The organism is Pseudomonas sp. A-1 (assembly GCF_004801855.1).
In the GTDB taxonomy this organism is placed as follows: Bacteria; Pseudomonadota; Gammaproteobacteria; order Pseudomonadales; family Pseudomonadaceae; genus Geopseudomonas.
Window position 1 is genome coordinate 1 of record NZ_SSTC01000098.1, and the last position, 14,071, is coordinate 14,071.

General features: G+C 71.0%; 15 protein-coding genes and 1 pseudogene. 9 read left to right on the forward strand and 7 right to left on the reverse strand.

The window, feature by feature from the left end:
• The 3 genes and pseudogenes from E5198_RS21625 to E5198_RS17850 all read left to right on the forward strand — a co-directional run.
• A pseudogene (locus E5198_RS21625) lies at positions 1-339 on the forward strand (fructose-2,6-bisphosphatase); the annotation flags it as partial.
• A gap of 52 nt (positions 340-391) precedes the next feature.
• Positions 392-835, forward strand: a complete 444-nt coding sequence (locus tag E5198_RS17845) for a GNAT family N-acetyltransferase (protein ID WP_136491304.1) — start codon at positions 392-394, stop codon at positions 833-835.
• 95 nt (positions 836-930) lie between these two features.
• Positions 931-1,389, forward strand: coding sequence for a hypothetical protein (locus tag E5198_RS17850; RefSeq protein WP_136491305.1), 459 nt, complete (start codon positions 931-933; stop codon positions 1,387-1,389).
• Positions 1,390-1,402: 13 nt separating this feature from the next.
• Here the strand turns inward: E5198_RS17850 and E5198_RS17855 are convergent, their stop codons facing one another.
• Together E5198_RS17855 and E5198_RS17860 are read right to left on the reverse strand one after the other, a co-directional pair.
• Positions 1,403-2,155, reverse strand: a complete 753-nt coding sequence (locus E5198_RS17855; protein WP_136491306.1) for a Mut7-C RNAse domain-containing protein — start codon at positions 2,153-2,155, stop codon at positions 1,403-1,405.
• A gap of 60 nt (positions 2,156-2,215) precedes the next feature.
• Positions 2,216-2,878, reverse strand: coding sequence for a hypothetical protein (locus E5198_RS17860; RefSeq protein WP_136491307.1), 663 nt, complete (start codon positions 2,876-2,878; stop codon positions 2,216-2,218).
• A 164-nt stretch (positions 2,879-3,042) separates the two neighbouring features.
• Here E5198_RS17860 and E5198_RS17865 point away from each other — a divergent pair, with 164 nt between their 5' ends.
• The 3 genes from E5198_RS17865 to E5198_RS17875 all read left to right on the forward strand — a co-directional run bounded on the left by E5198_RS17865 (position 3,043) and on the right by E5198_RS17875 (position 5,511).
• Positions 3,043-4,062, forward strand: a complete 1,020-nt coding sequence (locus E5198_RS17865) for a M14 family zinc carboxypeptidase (RefSeq protein WP_136491308.1) — start codon at positions 3,043-3,045, stop codon at positions 4,060-4,062.
• Between the two features lie 2 nt (positions 4,063-4,064).
• Entirely contained in the window at positions 4,065-4,835 is a 771-nt protein-coding gene (locus tag E5198_RS17870; protein ID WP_136491309.1) for an alpha/beta fold hydrolase, read from the forward strand.
• Positions 4,836-5,076: 241 nt separating this feature from the next.
• Entirely contained in the window at positions 5,077-5,511 is a 435-nt protein-coding gene (locus E5198_RS17875; protein WP_136491310.1) for a hypothetical protein, read from the forward strand.
• A gap of 31 nt (positions 5,512-5,542) precedes the next feature.
• On the opposite strand, the gene E5198_RS17880 is transcribed toward E5198_RS17875, so the two are convergent.
• The 4 genes from E5198_RS17880 to purU form a co-directional block, all read right to left on the reverse strand.
• Positions 5,543-7,147, reverse strand: a complete 1,605-nt coding sequence (locus E5198_RS17880) for a mucoidy inhibitor MuiA family protein (RefSeq protein ID WP_136491311.1) — start codon at positions 7,145-7,147, stop codon at positions 5,543-5,545.
• A 137-nt stretch (positions 7,148-7,284) separates the two neighbouring features.
• Complete coding sequence (locus tag E5198_RS17885) at positions 7,285-8,769, reverse strand: helicase HerA-like domain-containing protein (protein WP_136491312.1); 1,485 nt, start codon at positions 8,767-8,769, stop codon at positions 7,285-7,287.
• Between the two features lie 79 nt (positions 8,770-8,848).
• Positions 8,849-9,271: a CBS domain-containing protein gene (locus tag E5198_RS17890; protein WP_136491313.1), complete on the reverse strand. Its 423-nt coding sequence runs from the start codon at positions 9,269-9,271 to the stop codon at positions 8,849-8,851.
• A 44-nt stretch (positions 9,272-9,315) separates the two neighbouring features.
• The gene (gene purU, locus E5198_RS17895) at positions 9,316-10,167 is read right to left on the reverse strand and encodes a formyltetrahydrofolate deformylase (RefSeq protein WP_136491314.1); all 852 of its coding nucleotides are present in this window, start codon (positions 10,165-10,167) and stop codon (positions 9,316-9,318) included.
• 358 nt (positions 10,168-10,525) lie between these two features.
• Here purU and mvaT point away from each other — a divergent pair, with 358 nt between their 5' ends.
• Positions 10,526-10,912, forward strand: coding sequence for a histone-like nucleoid-structuring protein MvaT (gene mvaT, locus E5198_RS17900; RefSeq protein ID WP_136491315.1), 387 nt, complete (start codon positions 10,526-10,528; stop codon positions 10,910-10,912).
• An 84-nt stretch (positions 10,913-10,996) separates the two neighbouring features.
• Here mvaT and sbcB read toward each other — a convergent pair whose 3' ends face one another.
• Positions 10,997-12,430, reverse strand: a complete 1,434-nt coding sequence (gene sbcB / locus E5198_RS17905) for an exodeoxyribonuclease I (protein WP_136491316.1) — start codon at positions 12,428-12,430, stop codon at positions 10,997-10,999.
• Positions 12,431-12,629: 199 nt separating this feature from the next.
• Here sbcB and E5198_RS17910 point away from each other — a divergent pair, with 199 nt between their 5' ends.
• Positions 12,630-13,397, forward strand: coding sequence for a hypothetical protein (locus tag E5198_RS17910; protein WP_136491317.1), 768 nt, complete (start codon positions 12,630-12,632; stop codon positions 13,395-13,397).
• A 96-nt stretch (positions 13,398-13,493) separates the two neighbouring features.
• Positions 13,494-14,071 (forward strand): RDD family protein (locus E5198_RS17915; RefSeq protein ID WP_136491318.1); only part of this gene is annotated, 578 nt, incomplete at its 3' end.

Sequence of the window (14,071 nt, forward strand, 5' to 3'; positions counted from 1 at the left end):
CCGGGGCGGGCGGTGCTCGGCGAGGCGCTGTTCCGCGAGGCCGAGCCACCCTGGCCGGCCTGGCTGGACACCCGGCTGCCGCCGCTGGCCTGGGCGGCGATGTTCCGCCTGGCCCGCTTTCCCGTCCCCGCCCGGCCCGCTCCCGTCACCGCGCAGCGCGCCCGCCAGGCGGCGCAACGGCTGGTCGAACTGGCCCGCCGGCACGGCTCGGTCCTGCTGGTCGGCCATGGTCTGATGGGCCAACTGATCGCCCGCGAACTGCGCAGTCTCGGCTGGCAGGGACCGCACCAGCCGGCCAGCGGCTACTGGCAGTGCAGCGTCTACCGGGCGCCGGACTAGGATTGGCGCGCTTCCTGCTGGGACTTGCGCTCCCCCCTCCGGAGCCACGCCCATGACCATCCGCCCCGCCACCCCCGCCGATCTCCCGGCGCTGTGCGACCTGCTCGCCCAGCTGTTCGCCCAGGAAGCCGAGCTCCGCCCCGACCGCGCCGCCCAGCAGCGCGGCCTGGCGGCGATCCTCGCCGATCCCGGGCTCGGCACCCTCCTGGTCACGGTCGAGGGCGGCCGCGTCGTCGCCATGGTCAACCTGCTGTACACGGTGTCCACCGCGCTCGGCGCGCGGGTGGCGCTGCTCGAGGACATGGTGGTCGACGCCGGCGCGCGCGGCGCGGGGATCGGCTCGGCACTGCTGGAACACGCCATCGACCATGCGCGGGCCAGCGGCTGCCGGCGCGTCACCCTGCTCACCGACGACGACAACGTGGCGGCGCAGCGCTTCTACGCCCGCCACGGCTTCGCCCGTTCGCCGATGCGGCCGCTGCGCCGGGCGCTGTAGCGCGCGCCGTCGACTACGCTGCACAGGCTGGCGTGGCCGGCAGCCCGGCGGCTCGCCGGGCGACCACGCCGCCCATCAGGCGGAGGAGACGAGCGATGTCCATCAGGTACTGGCTGCTGCTGGCCGGCGCGATGCTGGCCGGCCCGGGTTGCGCGCCGTGGTCCGGCACCGCGCAGGAGCGCGAGCTCCTCACCGTGCCGCTGGCGGCGACCCACCACAATGCCGGCAAGATCGCCCAGGCCACCCTGGTGGCCGAGGGCGAGCGCACCGGCATCTCCTTCATCGTCGGCGGCGTCCCGGACGGCACCAGCCGGCCGGTGCACCTGTACACCTTCATCTACCCCGGCCGCTGCGACCGCCTCGGCCCCACGCCTGCCTGGGAGATGAACCAGATCGTGCTCGCCGACCGCCTCGGCCGCGCCCAGGCCGGCTGGCGGCTGTCGAAGCGGGTGGAGGTGCCGCTGGCGCAGCTGCGCAGCGGCGGCTACAGCCTGCTGGTGCGCAACAGCCCCGCCGATGGCAGCTGGGACCTGTTCTGCGGCGAGATCGAATAGCCGGCAGCCACCTTCAACCGTCCCCGGCGCGCGCCAGCAGCGGGCCGAGCAGCGCGCACATGTTGCGCCAGTGCGAACCCTCCCAGTAGATGCGCTGGCAGGCGTCGCAGCCGAGAAAGCGCGAGTACAGCCAGGCGGCGCGCGGCGGCACGCGCGCACGGGCCAGCTCGGTGTCGAGCTCGTGCAGCGGCAGGTTGCAGTGCACGCACAGGGTGAACGGCCGCGCGCTGCGCGCCAGGTCGAGGCGCTCGAACAGTTCGCGCAGCTGCAGCGCCGGCTTGAGCGCGTGCACGTAGCAGCCGTGGCTGACGATGCGCCGCTTGAGCAGCTCGCGGTCGCGGGTCAGCACGATGCGCTGCTGCGCGGCGGCCAGCGCGGCGATCTGGCCGTCCTCGAAGTCGTTGTCGTACAGGGTGTCGAAGCCGCTCATGCGCAGCAGGCGGGCCAGGCCGCCGAGGTGGGCGTCGGCGATGAAGCGCAGCACGCGCAGCGGCCGGGCACGCACGCGCAGCAGCGGCGTGATGTCCAGGCTCTCGAAACGCGGGTAGACCGCCACCCGGTCGCCGTCGGCGAGCTGCCGGGCGAAGTCCACCGACTCGCCGTTGACCAGCACCAGCTCGACCTCGGTGTGCGGCACGCCGAGCGCCTCGATCATGTGCTTGACGGTGGCCGCCCGCGCGCATTCGCAGCTGAACGCCTGCCGCCGGCGCTCGGCCGGCAGGAAGTCGTTGAGTTCCTCGTAGAAGCGGAAGGTGGCGCTGGCCATGGCGACGGAGTGGCAGGCAGCGCGCAGCGGCGGGCCGGAAAGAAACCGCCGGGTCGGCCCCTACCGCCGGGCCGTGTCGGCCTGCCAGAGCAGCGCCGACGACTGCCCGCTGCGGGCGATCTCGCCGCACCAGTCGTGGCCAGCGAAGACCTGCTGCGCCCGCCGCGCGGCGGTCGGCACCCAGGGCACGCTGAGGCTCGCGTAGTCGCGGGTGTTGGACTGGCGGCCATTGGCGTCGTCGCGCTCGGCAAAGGCCAGCGTCACCGGCTGGGCCTCGCCGTCGGCCGCCTTCCAGCTGCAGATCATCAGGTAGCGCGGCAGCTCGCCGAGCGCGCGGATCGGCATCGCGCTTTCCACTTCCCGCTCGCTGCGCGCCCGGGCGACGGCGGAGGGATAGGGGCCATGGCTCATCAGCAGGACCTCGCCGGTCGCCTCCAGCCAGCCGAAGGTGGCGCTGGCCCCGGGCTCCTCCGGCGCCGTGGCGAACTGCAGGGCCGTGGACAGCCGGGCCCGCTGATACTCGGGGCTCACCGCCGACATGGCGAGAAAGCTGGCGTGGGCCTGCGGCGCCGCGGCCTCGGGCAATGCTTCGGCACGGACCTGCGCGGCTCCCGCCAGGGCGGCCAGCAACGCCGCGCCCAGCAGGAGGTGCGGCCGGCACTGGGCAGGCGCGCTGACGGCGATGGCGCGGGGACGAACGGACGACGGCAGGGAACGTGGCATGACAGGCACCTCGCCAGCGGGACTCTTCGAGGAACGGTACCTAGGCAAGTAAAGTCGCCGCCGCAGGGGCCTGCAAGGACGCCGCGCGCACCGATCGCCCGAGACTCCGGCAGCCGGCGCCTAAACTGAGCAAGAGATGTCCCGCCCTGTGCCCCGGAGGTCGCATGCCTGCCAGCGAGCCCAGCGAACTGGTCGAACTCGAACGCCTGATCGACAAGCTCGGCAACCCGCTGCAGGTGCGGGAGCTGTGCCGGGTCGAGGTCGAGGCGCGCAGCCTGCCGGTGTACGCGATCAGCCTGGGCAATCCCGCCCCCGGGGCACCGGCGGTCGGCTACTTCGGCGGCGTGCACGGCCTCGAGCGCATCGGCGCCAGCGTGGTGCTGGCCTTCCTGCGCAGCCTGGCGGCGCGCCTGCGCTGGGATCCGCTGCTGCAGCAGCAACTCGAGCGCATGCGCATGGTGTTCATGCCGGTGGTCAATCCCGGCGGCCTGTGGCGCGGCACCCGCGCCAATCCGCAGGGCGTCGACCTGATGCGCAACGCGCCGGTCGAGGCGCAGCAGCGCGTGCCCTTCCTGGTCGGCGGCCAGCGCCTGAGCGCGCGTCTGCCCTGGTACCGCGGCCCGCACGATGCGCCGATGCAGGCGGAAAGCCAGGCGCTGTGCCGCCTGGTCGAGGAGGAACTGCTCAGCCACCGTTTCAGCATCGCCGTGGACTGCCACTCCGGCTTCGGCCTCTGCGACCGCATCTGGTTTCCCTATGCCAGCACCCGCGCGCCCATCCCGCACCTGGCGGAGATGCACGCGCTGAGCGAGATCCTCGACCAGACCCACCGCCACCACACCTACCTGTTCGAGCCGCAGAGCTGCCAGTACCTCGCCCACGGCGACCTGTGGGACCACCTCTACCAGCGCGCCCTGAGCGATCCCGGGCGCGTGCACCTGCCGTTGACCCTGGAGATGGGCTCCTGGCTGTGGGTGAAGAAGAACCCGCGCCAGCTGCTGTCGCTGCAGGGCCTGTTCAACCCGCTGCTCGACCACCGCGAGGCGCGCGTGCTGCGCCGCCAGGTGGAATGGCTGGACTTCGTCGGTCGCGCCGCCTGCGGCCACCAGGGCTGGTGCCCGGTCGGCGAGGCGCGCGAGCAGCACCGCCAGCAGGCCCTGCGCCGCTGGTATCCGTGGTGCTGACCATGGCCACCTGGATCCTGCTGCGCGGCCTGACCCGCGAGAGCGGCCACTGGGGCGAGTTCCCCGCCCTGCTGGCGGCACGCCTGCCGCAGGCGCGCATCCTCGCCCTCGACCTGCCCGGCAACGGCGTGCGGCACCGGGAGCGCAGCCCGCTGCAGGTCGCGGCGATGGTCGACGACTGTCGCGCCCGCCTGGCCGCCGAGGGCGTCGACGGCCCCCTGCACCTGCTGGCCATGTCGCTGGGGGCGATGGTGGCGCTGGCCTGGGCCGCCGCCCATCCCGCCGAGGTGGCCGGCGCGGTGCTGATCAACGCCAGCTTCGCCGGACTCAGCCCCTTCTACCGGCGCCTGCGCCCGGCCGGCTACCCGCAACTGTTCGGCGTGCTGGCCGGCGGCGATGCCCGCGACAGGGAGGCGGCCATCCTGCGCCTGACCAGTGCGCGCGCCGACCCGCGGGTGCTGGACGACTGGGTGGCACTGCGCCGCCGCCATCCGGTCGCTCCCGGCAACGCCCTGCGCCAGCTGGCGGCGGCAGCGCGCTTCCGGCTGCCGGCGCAGCGCCCGGAGCCACCGCTGCTGCTGCTCAGCGGCGAGCGCGACGCGCTGGTCGATCCGCGCTGTTCGGCGCAGCTGGCGGCCCGCTGGCAGCTGCCGCACGCCCGGCATGCCGCCGCCGGCCACGACCTGCCGCTGGACGACGGCCCCTGGGTGGTCGCGCGAATCGCCGAATGGCTTGACGCGCACGGCATGCCCATGCCGGAAATTCGACATTAAACCGCCGCCCATATAGCGTCACCAGATCACGAAATCTGTCAATTCCACCGTCCACATGGGGACATCGCGGTTTCGGCCTTGATAAAATCGCCTCGCTCAAGCCAGCTGTTCGTTGAACGTCAATTTTCAGTCGTCAACTTGACTTGAAAGCGATTCTCAGCAAACTTGTCTGAGTTGTTCCCCGAAGGCCGAGGCGACAGGCGATATTCGCACCACCATCGGCCGGGGAAGGGAGGTTCACATGAGCGACGAAAGGATAATTCCCCTCCCGATCAAGCGCCCGGCCAACGATATAGAGCGCGCCCGCCGCGCCCGCGAGGAAGCCGAGATCGAGCGTGTCATTGCGGCACGCATGGCGCATCACGAGCGCTGGAATAACCAGCAAAGCGCACAGGTTCCCCAGGCCCAGGAGGCCCTGGTCAGGCTGCTGCAAGCGGCCCTGCACGGCACCGGCGACGGGCAGAGCGAAATCTGCCGAGACTTCCTGCTCGCCCTGTGGAAGGGCCAGGAGCATCCCTTCAACCTGTCGAAGCTGCAGCGTCTGGAAATCGAGCAGTGGCAGGACTGCATGGCGGTGCTGCAACTGCACCAGTTCTCCCTGTCGCCGATCCACCTCGCCATCCAGGACGGCGAACAGATCTGGCAGCGCCTGAAGATCGCCGAGCCGCAGGGCTGAACGCCGAGCGGAGGCGTCCCCGCGACGCCCCCTATTCCAGCCCGCCGACGTAGCCGTCCAGCGGATATTCGATGCGGTAGTCGACACCGAAACGGGCGCTCTCGCCGGCGGCCAGCTTGCGCTCCCAGGCGACCACGCCGCGGCGCTGCTGCCAGGCCTGCTGCGTGGGCGCGGGGTCGAAGGCCGTGCGCACGCGCACTTCCTCGGAGCCGCTGACCGGCGAGGATTCGAGCAGCAGCACGTCCACCGGGCTCTTGTGGGTGTTGGTGAGGGTGAACACCTCGGCGACCCGCCGCTCGCGACGCTTGTCGAACACCCCGGTGCTGCCAGCCTGTCCCTCGACCTGGTCGACGGCCACGCGCAGCTGGTCGTCGCGGCCGAAGGAGAACACGAAGCGCTCGTTGCCGGCCGGGTTCCAGTGGGCGCGACCCATGTAGCTGCCATCGCGGAACAGCTGGACATCGCCGGGCAGCCAGACGCCCGCGGGACGCTCGGCCTCGGCCACCACCACCGCCGCCTGCTCCACGCGCGGCGCGATGCGCAGGTAATGGCGGGCGACCAGGCTCTCCGTGCCCAGGCTGACCGCCAGCGCACGACCGTCGGCCGGCAGGCTGACCGGCGTCGGCACTTCGAATTCGCTGGCGAAGGCTCCGTGGCTGACGAAGCTCGGCGGCTGGAACTCCTCCTCGTCAGCGAGCGCCTCGCGCGCGGCGACGCCGGCCAGCGGCGCGGCGGGGGCCGGCATGGCCCGCGACTCGGCCCTGGACAACTGCGCCGGCACCGGCGGCTGCCAGGTGAGCAGCCAGGGCTGCGGCTCGGGGGCGGCGGGCGACAGCCGCGGCTGGGTGGTGGACAGGGTCAGGCGCACGCCCTGCCAATCCTCGCCGGTCCGCTGCGCCACGCTGGCCAGGCGCTCCAGCTCCAGGCGCGAGGCCGCGCTGTCCAGGCTCGCCCGGTAGGCCGGCTGCCAGCCGGCATTCGCCACCTGATAGCTGAGGCGCAGCTCGCCAGGGCGCTGCGCGCTGAGCGGCACGGTGACGCTGCGCATGTCGCGCGCCCCGCTGCGCAGGCCCTCCAGCTCGCGCTGCAGCACCTCGATCTGCTTGCCGAACTCGCGCTTCTCCACGTTCAGGCGCTGGATGGCGGCCAGCGATTCGCGCGCGCTCTGCCCGAGGGTCTGCACCAGTCCGGCGAGAATCTTGGGATCGTCGGGCAGGGCGGATGGCTCGCCTTCGCCGGAGCCGCCCGCACCGAAGCGCTCCAGGTAGCGCCCGACCAGCTCGGCCGCGGCGATCTCGGCATCGACTGCGGCCTGCCGGTCCTGCAGGGCGAGGATGCGTCCCTCCAGATCGGCCTCCGCCGGATTGAAGGCGTCGCCGCGCGCGGCATCGCGGGTGACCACCTGCCCCACCCGCACGTGGGGGCCGGCCTCGGCGCGCAGGGTCTGCAGGTCGAACTGGGCCGGCAGGCCGGCGAACACCACCTCGGTCATCCCGGGGGTGACCTGCGCGGTCCGCACCACGGTGGCACTGCCCGGATGCAGCACCACCGCCGTGATCGGCGGCGCGCCCTCGGCCAGCACGCCGGTGCTGAGGCAGGCGGGAAACAGCAGGACTACGGCAGCTTGCAGGCGCATGGCGGGGCTCCTCCCCTGGCGGACGATGGCGGGCAGCACGCAGCACGGGTGGACTCACCCCGCCCACGCGCCTGCCCGGCCGCCGGAGGCTATGCCAGACGGCGCCGGGCTGTCCATGCGCCAGATCGCAGCCGTGCTCAGCGCCGCTTGCCGAGCAGCGAGCCCATCAGCCCGCGCACCAGCTCGCGGCCGATCTGGTTGGCGGCCTGGCGCACCGCGCTCTTCATCGCCTGGCCGACCGCGCTGCCGAGCAGCTCGCCGGCCATGTCGCCCAGCGACCTGTCCTGCGCCGCGGCCTGGCCTCTGCCGGCCGGCGCGGGCGCCTCCGACTGGGCGGCGCGGGCGCTGAGCAGCTCGTAGGCCGACTCGCGGTCCACCGGCCGGTCATAGCGCCCGGCCAGCGGCGAGGCACGCAGCAGCGCGGCGCGCTCGCTCTCGCCGAGCGGGCCGATGCGCGACTGCGGCGGGGCGATGGCCACCCGCTGCACCATGGCCGGGGTGCCCTTGTCCTCCAGGGTGCCGACCAGCGCCTCGCCGATGCCCAGTTCGGTGAGCACGGCCAGGCTGTCGAAAGCCGGATTGGGGCGGAAGCCGTCGGCCACCGCGCGCAGCGCCTTCTGCTCCCTGGCGGTGAAGGCGCGCAGGCCGTGCTGCACGCGCAGGCCGAGCTGGGCGAGGATGTCGTCCGGCAGGTCACCCGGCGACTGGGTGACGAAGTAGACGCCGACGCCCTTGGAGCGGATCAGCCGCACCACCTGCTCCAGGCGCTCCTGCAGCGCCTTCGGCGTGCCGGCGAACAGCAGGTGCGCCTCGTCGAAGAACAGCGCCAGCAGGGGCTGGTCGGCGTCGCCGCGCTCGGGCAGCTGCTCGAACAGCTCGGCCAGCAGCCAGAGCAGGAAGGTGGCGTAGACCTTGGGCGCCTCGTGCACCAGGCGGCTGGCGTCGAGCAGGTGGATGCGCCCGCGGCCGTCGGCCGCCGGCTGCAGCAGATCCTCCAGCTGCAGCGCCGGCTCGCCGAACAGCGCCTCGGCGCCCTGCTGCTCCAGGGTCGCCAGCTTGCGCAGCAGGGCCTGGGCGGACGGCCCGGTGAACAGCGCGCGGTCCTCGCCGAGCAGCCCCGGATTGTCCTGCAGGTGATTGAGCAGCGCCTTGAGGTCCTTGAGATCGAGCAGCAGCAGGCCCTCGCGGTCGGCCACCCGGAAGGCGGCGTAGAGCGCGGCCTGCTGGCTGTCAGTGAGCTCCAGCAGCGCGCCGAGCAGCAGCGGGCCCATCTCGGACAGGGTGGTGCGCAGCGGATGGCCGCCCTGCCCGGCCACGTCCCACAGGGTCACCGGGTAGGCCTGCGGCCGGTGGCCCAGCCAGGGCATGCCGGCGATGCGTTCGGCGATCTTGCCCTGCGGCGCGCCGGCGGCGCCGAGGCCGCACAGGTCGCCCTTGATGTCGGCGGCGAACACCGCGACGCCGGCGTCGCTGAACTGCTCGACCAGGCGCTGCAGGGTGACGGTCTTGCCGGTGCCGGTGGCGCCGGCGATCAGGCCGTGGCGGTTGGCCAGGCGCAGCGCCTGGCCGACGGGCTGCCCGGCCGGATCGGCGCCGAGCAGCAGTTGACGATGTTCAGGCATGGTCCATTTCCCCCGCGGGTGATGGCGGTCGCGACCTGCCATCACCCGCGGGCGACCGGCCGCGCCTGCCGGTCGTCGTTCAGTCGTTCGGCTTGCCCTTCTCGTGCTGGGCGAACTCCTTGACCGCGCGCAGCACGTCGTGGCGGCTGAGCATGCCGACCAGGCGGCCCTCCTCGAGCACCGGCAGGCGCTGGCGCTGGTCGAGCAGGAAGCCTTCGGCGGCCTTGATGATGTCGGCATCGGCGTCGATGGTATCCGGCACCACCGTCATGAAGCTGCCGACGGCACCGTGGGCATCGTCGAAGTAGGCGCCGGCCAGGATCGCGCGCAGGCAGTCGGCCTCGGACAGGATGCCGACCATCTGGCCCTCGGCGTCCAGCACCGGCGCTCCGGCCAGTCCGTGTTCGAGCAGGCGGTTGATGGCGGTGAACAGGTCCATGTCCGGGCGGAAGGTCACCGGGTGGCGGGTCATGTAGTCGCGCACCTTGATCGACTTGAGCATGGTGTTTCTCCTCTGGTTCCTTGAAGGGTCGCGGCGGTGGCCTGTCAGTCGAACACCACGGTCTTGTTGTCGTGCACCAGCACCCGGTCCTCCAGGTGATAGCGTAGCCCGCGGGCCAGCACCCGCCGCTCCACGTCCTTGCCGATGCGCACCATGTCCTCGGCCTGCTGGCGGTGGGTGACCCGCGCCACGTCCTGCTCGATGATCGGACCGGCGTCCAGTTCCTCGGTGACGTAGTGGCAGGTGGCGCCGATCAGCTTGACGCCGCGCTTGGCCGCCTGGTGGTAGGGCTTGGCGCCGGCGAACGAGGGCAGGAAGCTGTGGTGGATGTTGATCACCCGCCCGGCGTAGTCCTGGCACAGGGTCGGCGGCAGGATCTGCATGTAGCGCGCCAGCACCACGCAGTCGGCCTGGTGCTCGGCGATCAGCCGGCTGACTTCGGCGAAGGCCGGCGCCTTGTCCTTCGGATCGACCGGCACGTGGAAGTAGGGAATGCCGTGCCACTCGACCATGCTGCGCAGGTCGTCGTGGTTGGAGATCACGCAGGGGATCTCGCAGTCCAGCTCGCCGCTGTGCCAGCGGTGCAGCAGGTCGGCCAGGCAGTGCGATTCGCGGCTGGCCATCAGCACCACGCGCTTCTTCACCGCCGAGTCGTAGACCTGCCAGCGCATGCCGAACTCGCGGGCGATGGGCGAGAAGGCATGGCGGAACCCCTCGAGATCGAACGGCAGCGAGTCGGCGCGGATCTCGTGGCGCATGAAGAACCAGCCGTTGTCCAGGTCCGAATGATGGCTCGCCTCGGTGATCCAGCCGTTGTAGGTAGCCAGCAGGTTGCTGACCTTGGCCACGATGCCGACGCGGTCGGGGCAGGCGATGACCAACCGGAAAGTACGCATGGGGTAACTCCGCAAACATCGAAAGGGGGCATTCTATCCAGCCGCACGGAAAACTACAGCCGCGCCGCGGTCACGCCTTGCGCCCGTTGGCCGCTGACAAGGCAGCCCGGCAGCACCGGCAGATACATGCGAGAACTTGCAAGAGTTGCCGCACTTGTCTTTCCCGGCACTAAGCCATGCCCTCGGAGGCCCCCTCTACATGCCTCGCCAATATCTCCACCCGCCCGCGACAACTTCGCCCGTTATTTTTACCAAATATTCCGCGAGGCGCTCCGCGCTATTTACTTGGCATTGAGCTGTGCCTATTATCCATTCACCGCCGTAGTTCCTGCAGACCCGTTTCCCAAGGAAAAAGACAATGTCCCTGATCAACGAATATCGCACGACCGAAGCTGCCATCAAGCAACTGCAGGAGCGCCTGCAAGCCCTCAAGCTGGACGACAAGCTGCAGAAGGAACTGGACTTCGAAGCCAAGCTGCGCGAACTGATGGCCGAATATGGCAAGTCGCTGCCGGACATCCTCGCCCTGCTCGACGCCGAAGGCAAAGTTGCCAAGGCCGGCCGCCCGGCCCGTGCCGCCAAAGTTGAAGCCCCGGCCAAGCGCACCCGCAAGGTCAAGCAGTACAAGAACCCGAACACCGGTGAAACCATCGAGACCAAGGGCGGCAACCACAAGACCCTGAAGGAGTGGAAAGCCACCTGGGGCAACGATACCGTGGAAAGTTGGGCGACCATCCTCGACTGATTGCCGGCACTTCCTGCAGGGCAATAAAAAACGCCAGCCGAGCTGGCGTTTTTTATTGCCGCGAAATCGTCCGCCCGCTGCCGCTCAGGCCACTGCGTAGCGCTGGCGCAAGCCCTGCGCATGGGCCTGCCAGGCCGCGAGCAGGGCCTGCTGGCGCGGATCGCAGGCCGGCAGCAGTTCCGTCACGGCCTGTTCGAACTCGGCCAGGGTATTGGGCGCCCCGGCGCGACTGTCGCTCAGCCGCCGGCGACAGAACTCCTGCCAGCGCTGCTGTTCGGGCGTGCTCAATGTCTGCGGAAAGTTGCGCGCGCGATAACGGAACAGCAACTCCTCGAGACGCTCGTCGGCAAACAGCCCATGGCGTTCGGCGAGTCGCGCCGGGTCACTTTCGCGCACCTGGATACACAGGCCGCGGTCGCGGTCGCCAATAAAGCCGTCATACAGGCGCTGCTCCGGATCCTCGCTGGCGGCAAAACCGTTTTCCGCATAGATCGCCGGCAACTTTTCCCGCCATGCCGCCTGCCGCTGTTCCAGCACGCGCCCCCGATCCAGACAGGCCGACATATCCAGCGCCAGGCGCTGGCAGTCCTCCTCGCGCAACACCTTGAGCGGCGCCAGCACCGGGCAACGATTGATCTGTACCAGTTTCAGCGGTACCGGCAGTTCGCCATCGCCCAGTTCTTCGCGGCGGGTATACAGGCGCGTGGCGAGAACTTCCGCCGGCAACTCCAGCAGCGGGGCGATATCGGCCTGCAGATCGCAGACGATCAGTGCATTGCGATTGCGCGGATGCCAGGCCAGCGGCATTACCACGGAGAGGAAATGGCGCTCGGCGGAAAAGCGCCCGGATATGTGCACCAGCGGTTGCAGCAGGCGGATCTGTTCCATCACCCGCTGCTTGCTGCGCAACTGATAACACCAGTCGTACAGGCGCGGCTGGCGTTCGCGCAGCAACCGCGCCAGGGCGATGGTGGCGCGCACGTCGGCCAGGGCGTCGTGGGCCTGGCCGTGGTCGATGCCGTTGGCTGCGGTCAGCCGCTCCAGCTTCAGGGTCACTCGCCCGTCCTCCTGCGGCCACTCGATGCCCTGCGGGCGCAGGGCGTAGGCGCTGCGCAGCAGGTCGATCAGGTCCCAGCGGCTGTTGCCGCCCTGCCACTCGCGGGCGTAGGGATCGAAGAAGTTGCGGTACAGGCTGTAGCGGGTGACCTCGTCGTCGAAGCGCAGGCTGTTGTAGCCGGCGGTGCAGGTGCCGGGGCGCGCCAGCTCGGCGTGCAGGCGGGTCATGAACTCGGCCTCGCCGAGGCCGTGGCGCTCCAGGTGGCCGGGGGCGATGCCGGTGATCAGGCAGGACATCGGGTGCGGCAGGATATCGTCGCTCGGCCGGCAATACAGGTTGAGCGGCTCGCCGATCTCGTTGAGCGCCTCGTCGGTACGGATCCCCGCCACCTGCAGCGGCCGGTCGCGGCGCGGGTCGATGCCGGTGGTTTCGTAGTCGTACCAGAAGATGCTCGCGGTCACGGGATCGGCTCCAATTGGCAGGGGCGCGCAGTCTAGCGCGAATCGTCCGGCGGTCGGGACCGTTGCGACGCGGCGGCGCCACACCGGGAAAGCCGACCTGGCTCGCAAAGCTGCGCACCTGCGCGCCAGCCGCCTTGCCGGGGCCGGGACGGCCGACTAGCATCCCGGCGTTCCCATCACGCCTCGCAAGGACCCTGGCATGAACAGCATCCCCGCCGCCAATCCGTTCGCTCCGCCGCGCAGCGACCTGCTGCACAGGCCCGACCCTGCGCAGCCGGCCCCCAGCATCGAGGAGGCCCTCGCCCGCGGCTACGACTTCTCCATCGGCGGCCTGCTCGGCGAGGCCTGGGGCAACACCCGCGGCATCAAGTGGCCGATCATCGCCGGCTTCCTGGCCTTCTACGCGGTGCTGTTCGCCGCCGCCTTCGTGCTGGCGTTCATCCTCGCCGGCGCCGGGCTGATCGGCCACGACAGCCTGCTCGCCGGGGTGGCGGGACAGCTGCTGCTCAGCCTGCTGATCGGCGTGCTCACCTATCCGTTCTTCGCCGGCATCCTGATGATCGGCATCCGCCGGGCGGCGCAGCAGCCGGTCGGCGTCGGCCTGGTGTTCGGCTACTTCGGTCATACCCTGGCGCTGGCCATCACCGGCATGCTGGTCACTGTCCTGGTCTACCTCGGTACCCTGTTGCTGATCCTTCCCGGCATCTATCTGGGCGTCGCCTACCTGCTGGCCATGGCCCTGGTGGTCGAGCGCGGCCTGAGCCCCTGGCAGGCCATGGAAGCCTCGCGCCAGGCCATCAGCCAGCACTGGTTCAAGGTGTTCGGCCTGCTCCTGCTGCTCGGCGCGATCCTGCTGGTCAGCGCCCTGCCGCTGGGCATCGGCCTGATCTGGAGCCTGCCGCTGTCGGTGGCGGCGCTCGGCGTGCTGTACCGGGAGATCTTCGGCGTGCTGCCGACCGCCGACTGAACGCCCCCCCGCCCGCGGCACCCGGACGCAGGCGGTTGCCTCGCGCCGCCGCGCCTCGCTAGCATCGCCAATCCCAGCCCCGAGCAGCCCGCCGCCATGCCCCCAGCCATATCCGCCAGCCCGCTGCTGGACACCCGCCTGCGGGTGGAAACCCCGGAGGGGGTCGACCTGCTGCTGTCGCCCGCCGGCCCGCTGGTGCGCGCCCGCGCCTTCGGCGTCGACCTGGCCCTGCGCGCCGCCCTGTCGCTGCTGGTCATCAGTCTGCTCGGCCGCCTCGGCGAACTGGGCGTCGGCCTCGGCCTGATCCTGCTGTTCCTGCTCAACTGGTGGTACATGGTGCTGTTCGAAGTGCTCAACCAGGGGCGCTCGCCCGGCAAGCAGCTGCTCGGCCTGCGCGTGGTGCACGAGGACGGCACCCCGGTCGGTTGGGGCGCCGCGCTACTGCGCAACCTGCTGCGCTTCGTCGACATGCTGCCGCTGGGCTACTGCTGCGGCCTGCTCGCCAGCCTGGCCAGTCCACGCTTCCAGCGCCTCGGCGACCTCGCCGCCGGCACCCTGGTGATCCACCGCCAGCGCCCGCCGGCGCCGCTGCCGGGCGAGCCGGTGGCGCCGCTGCCGGCGCCCTTCCCCCTGCGTGCCGAGGAGCAGCGCGCCCTGCTCGCCTTCGACGAGCG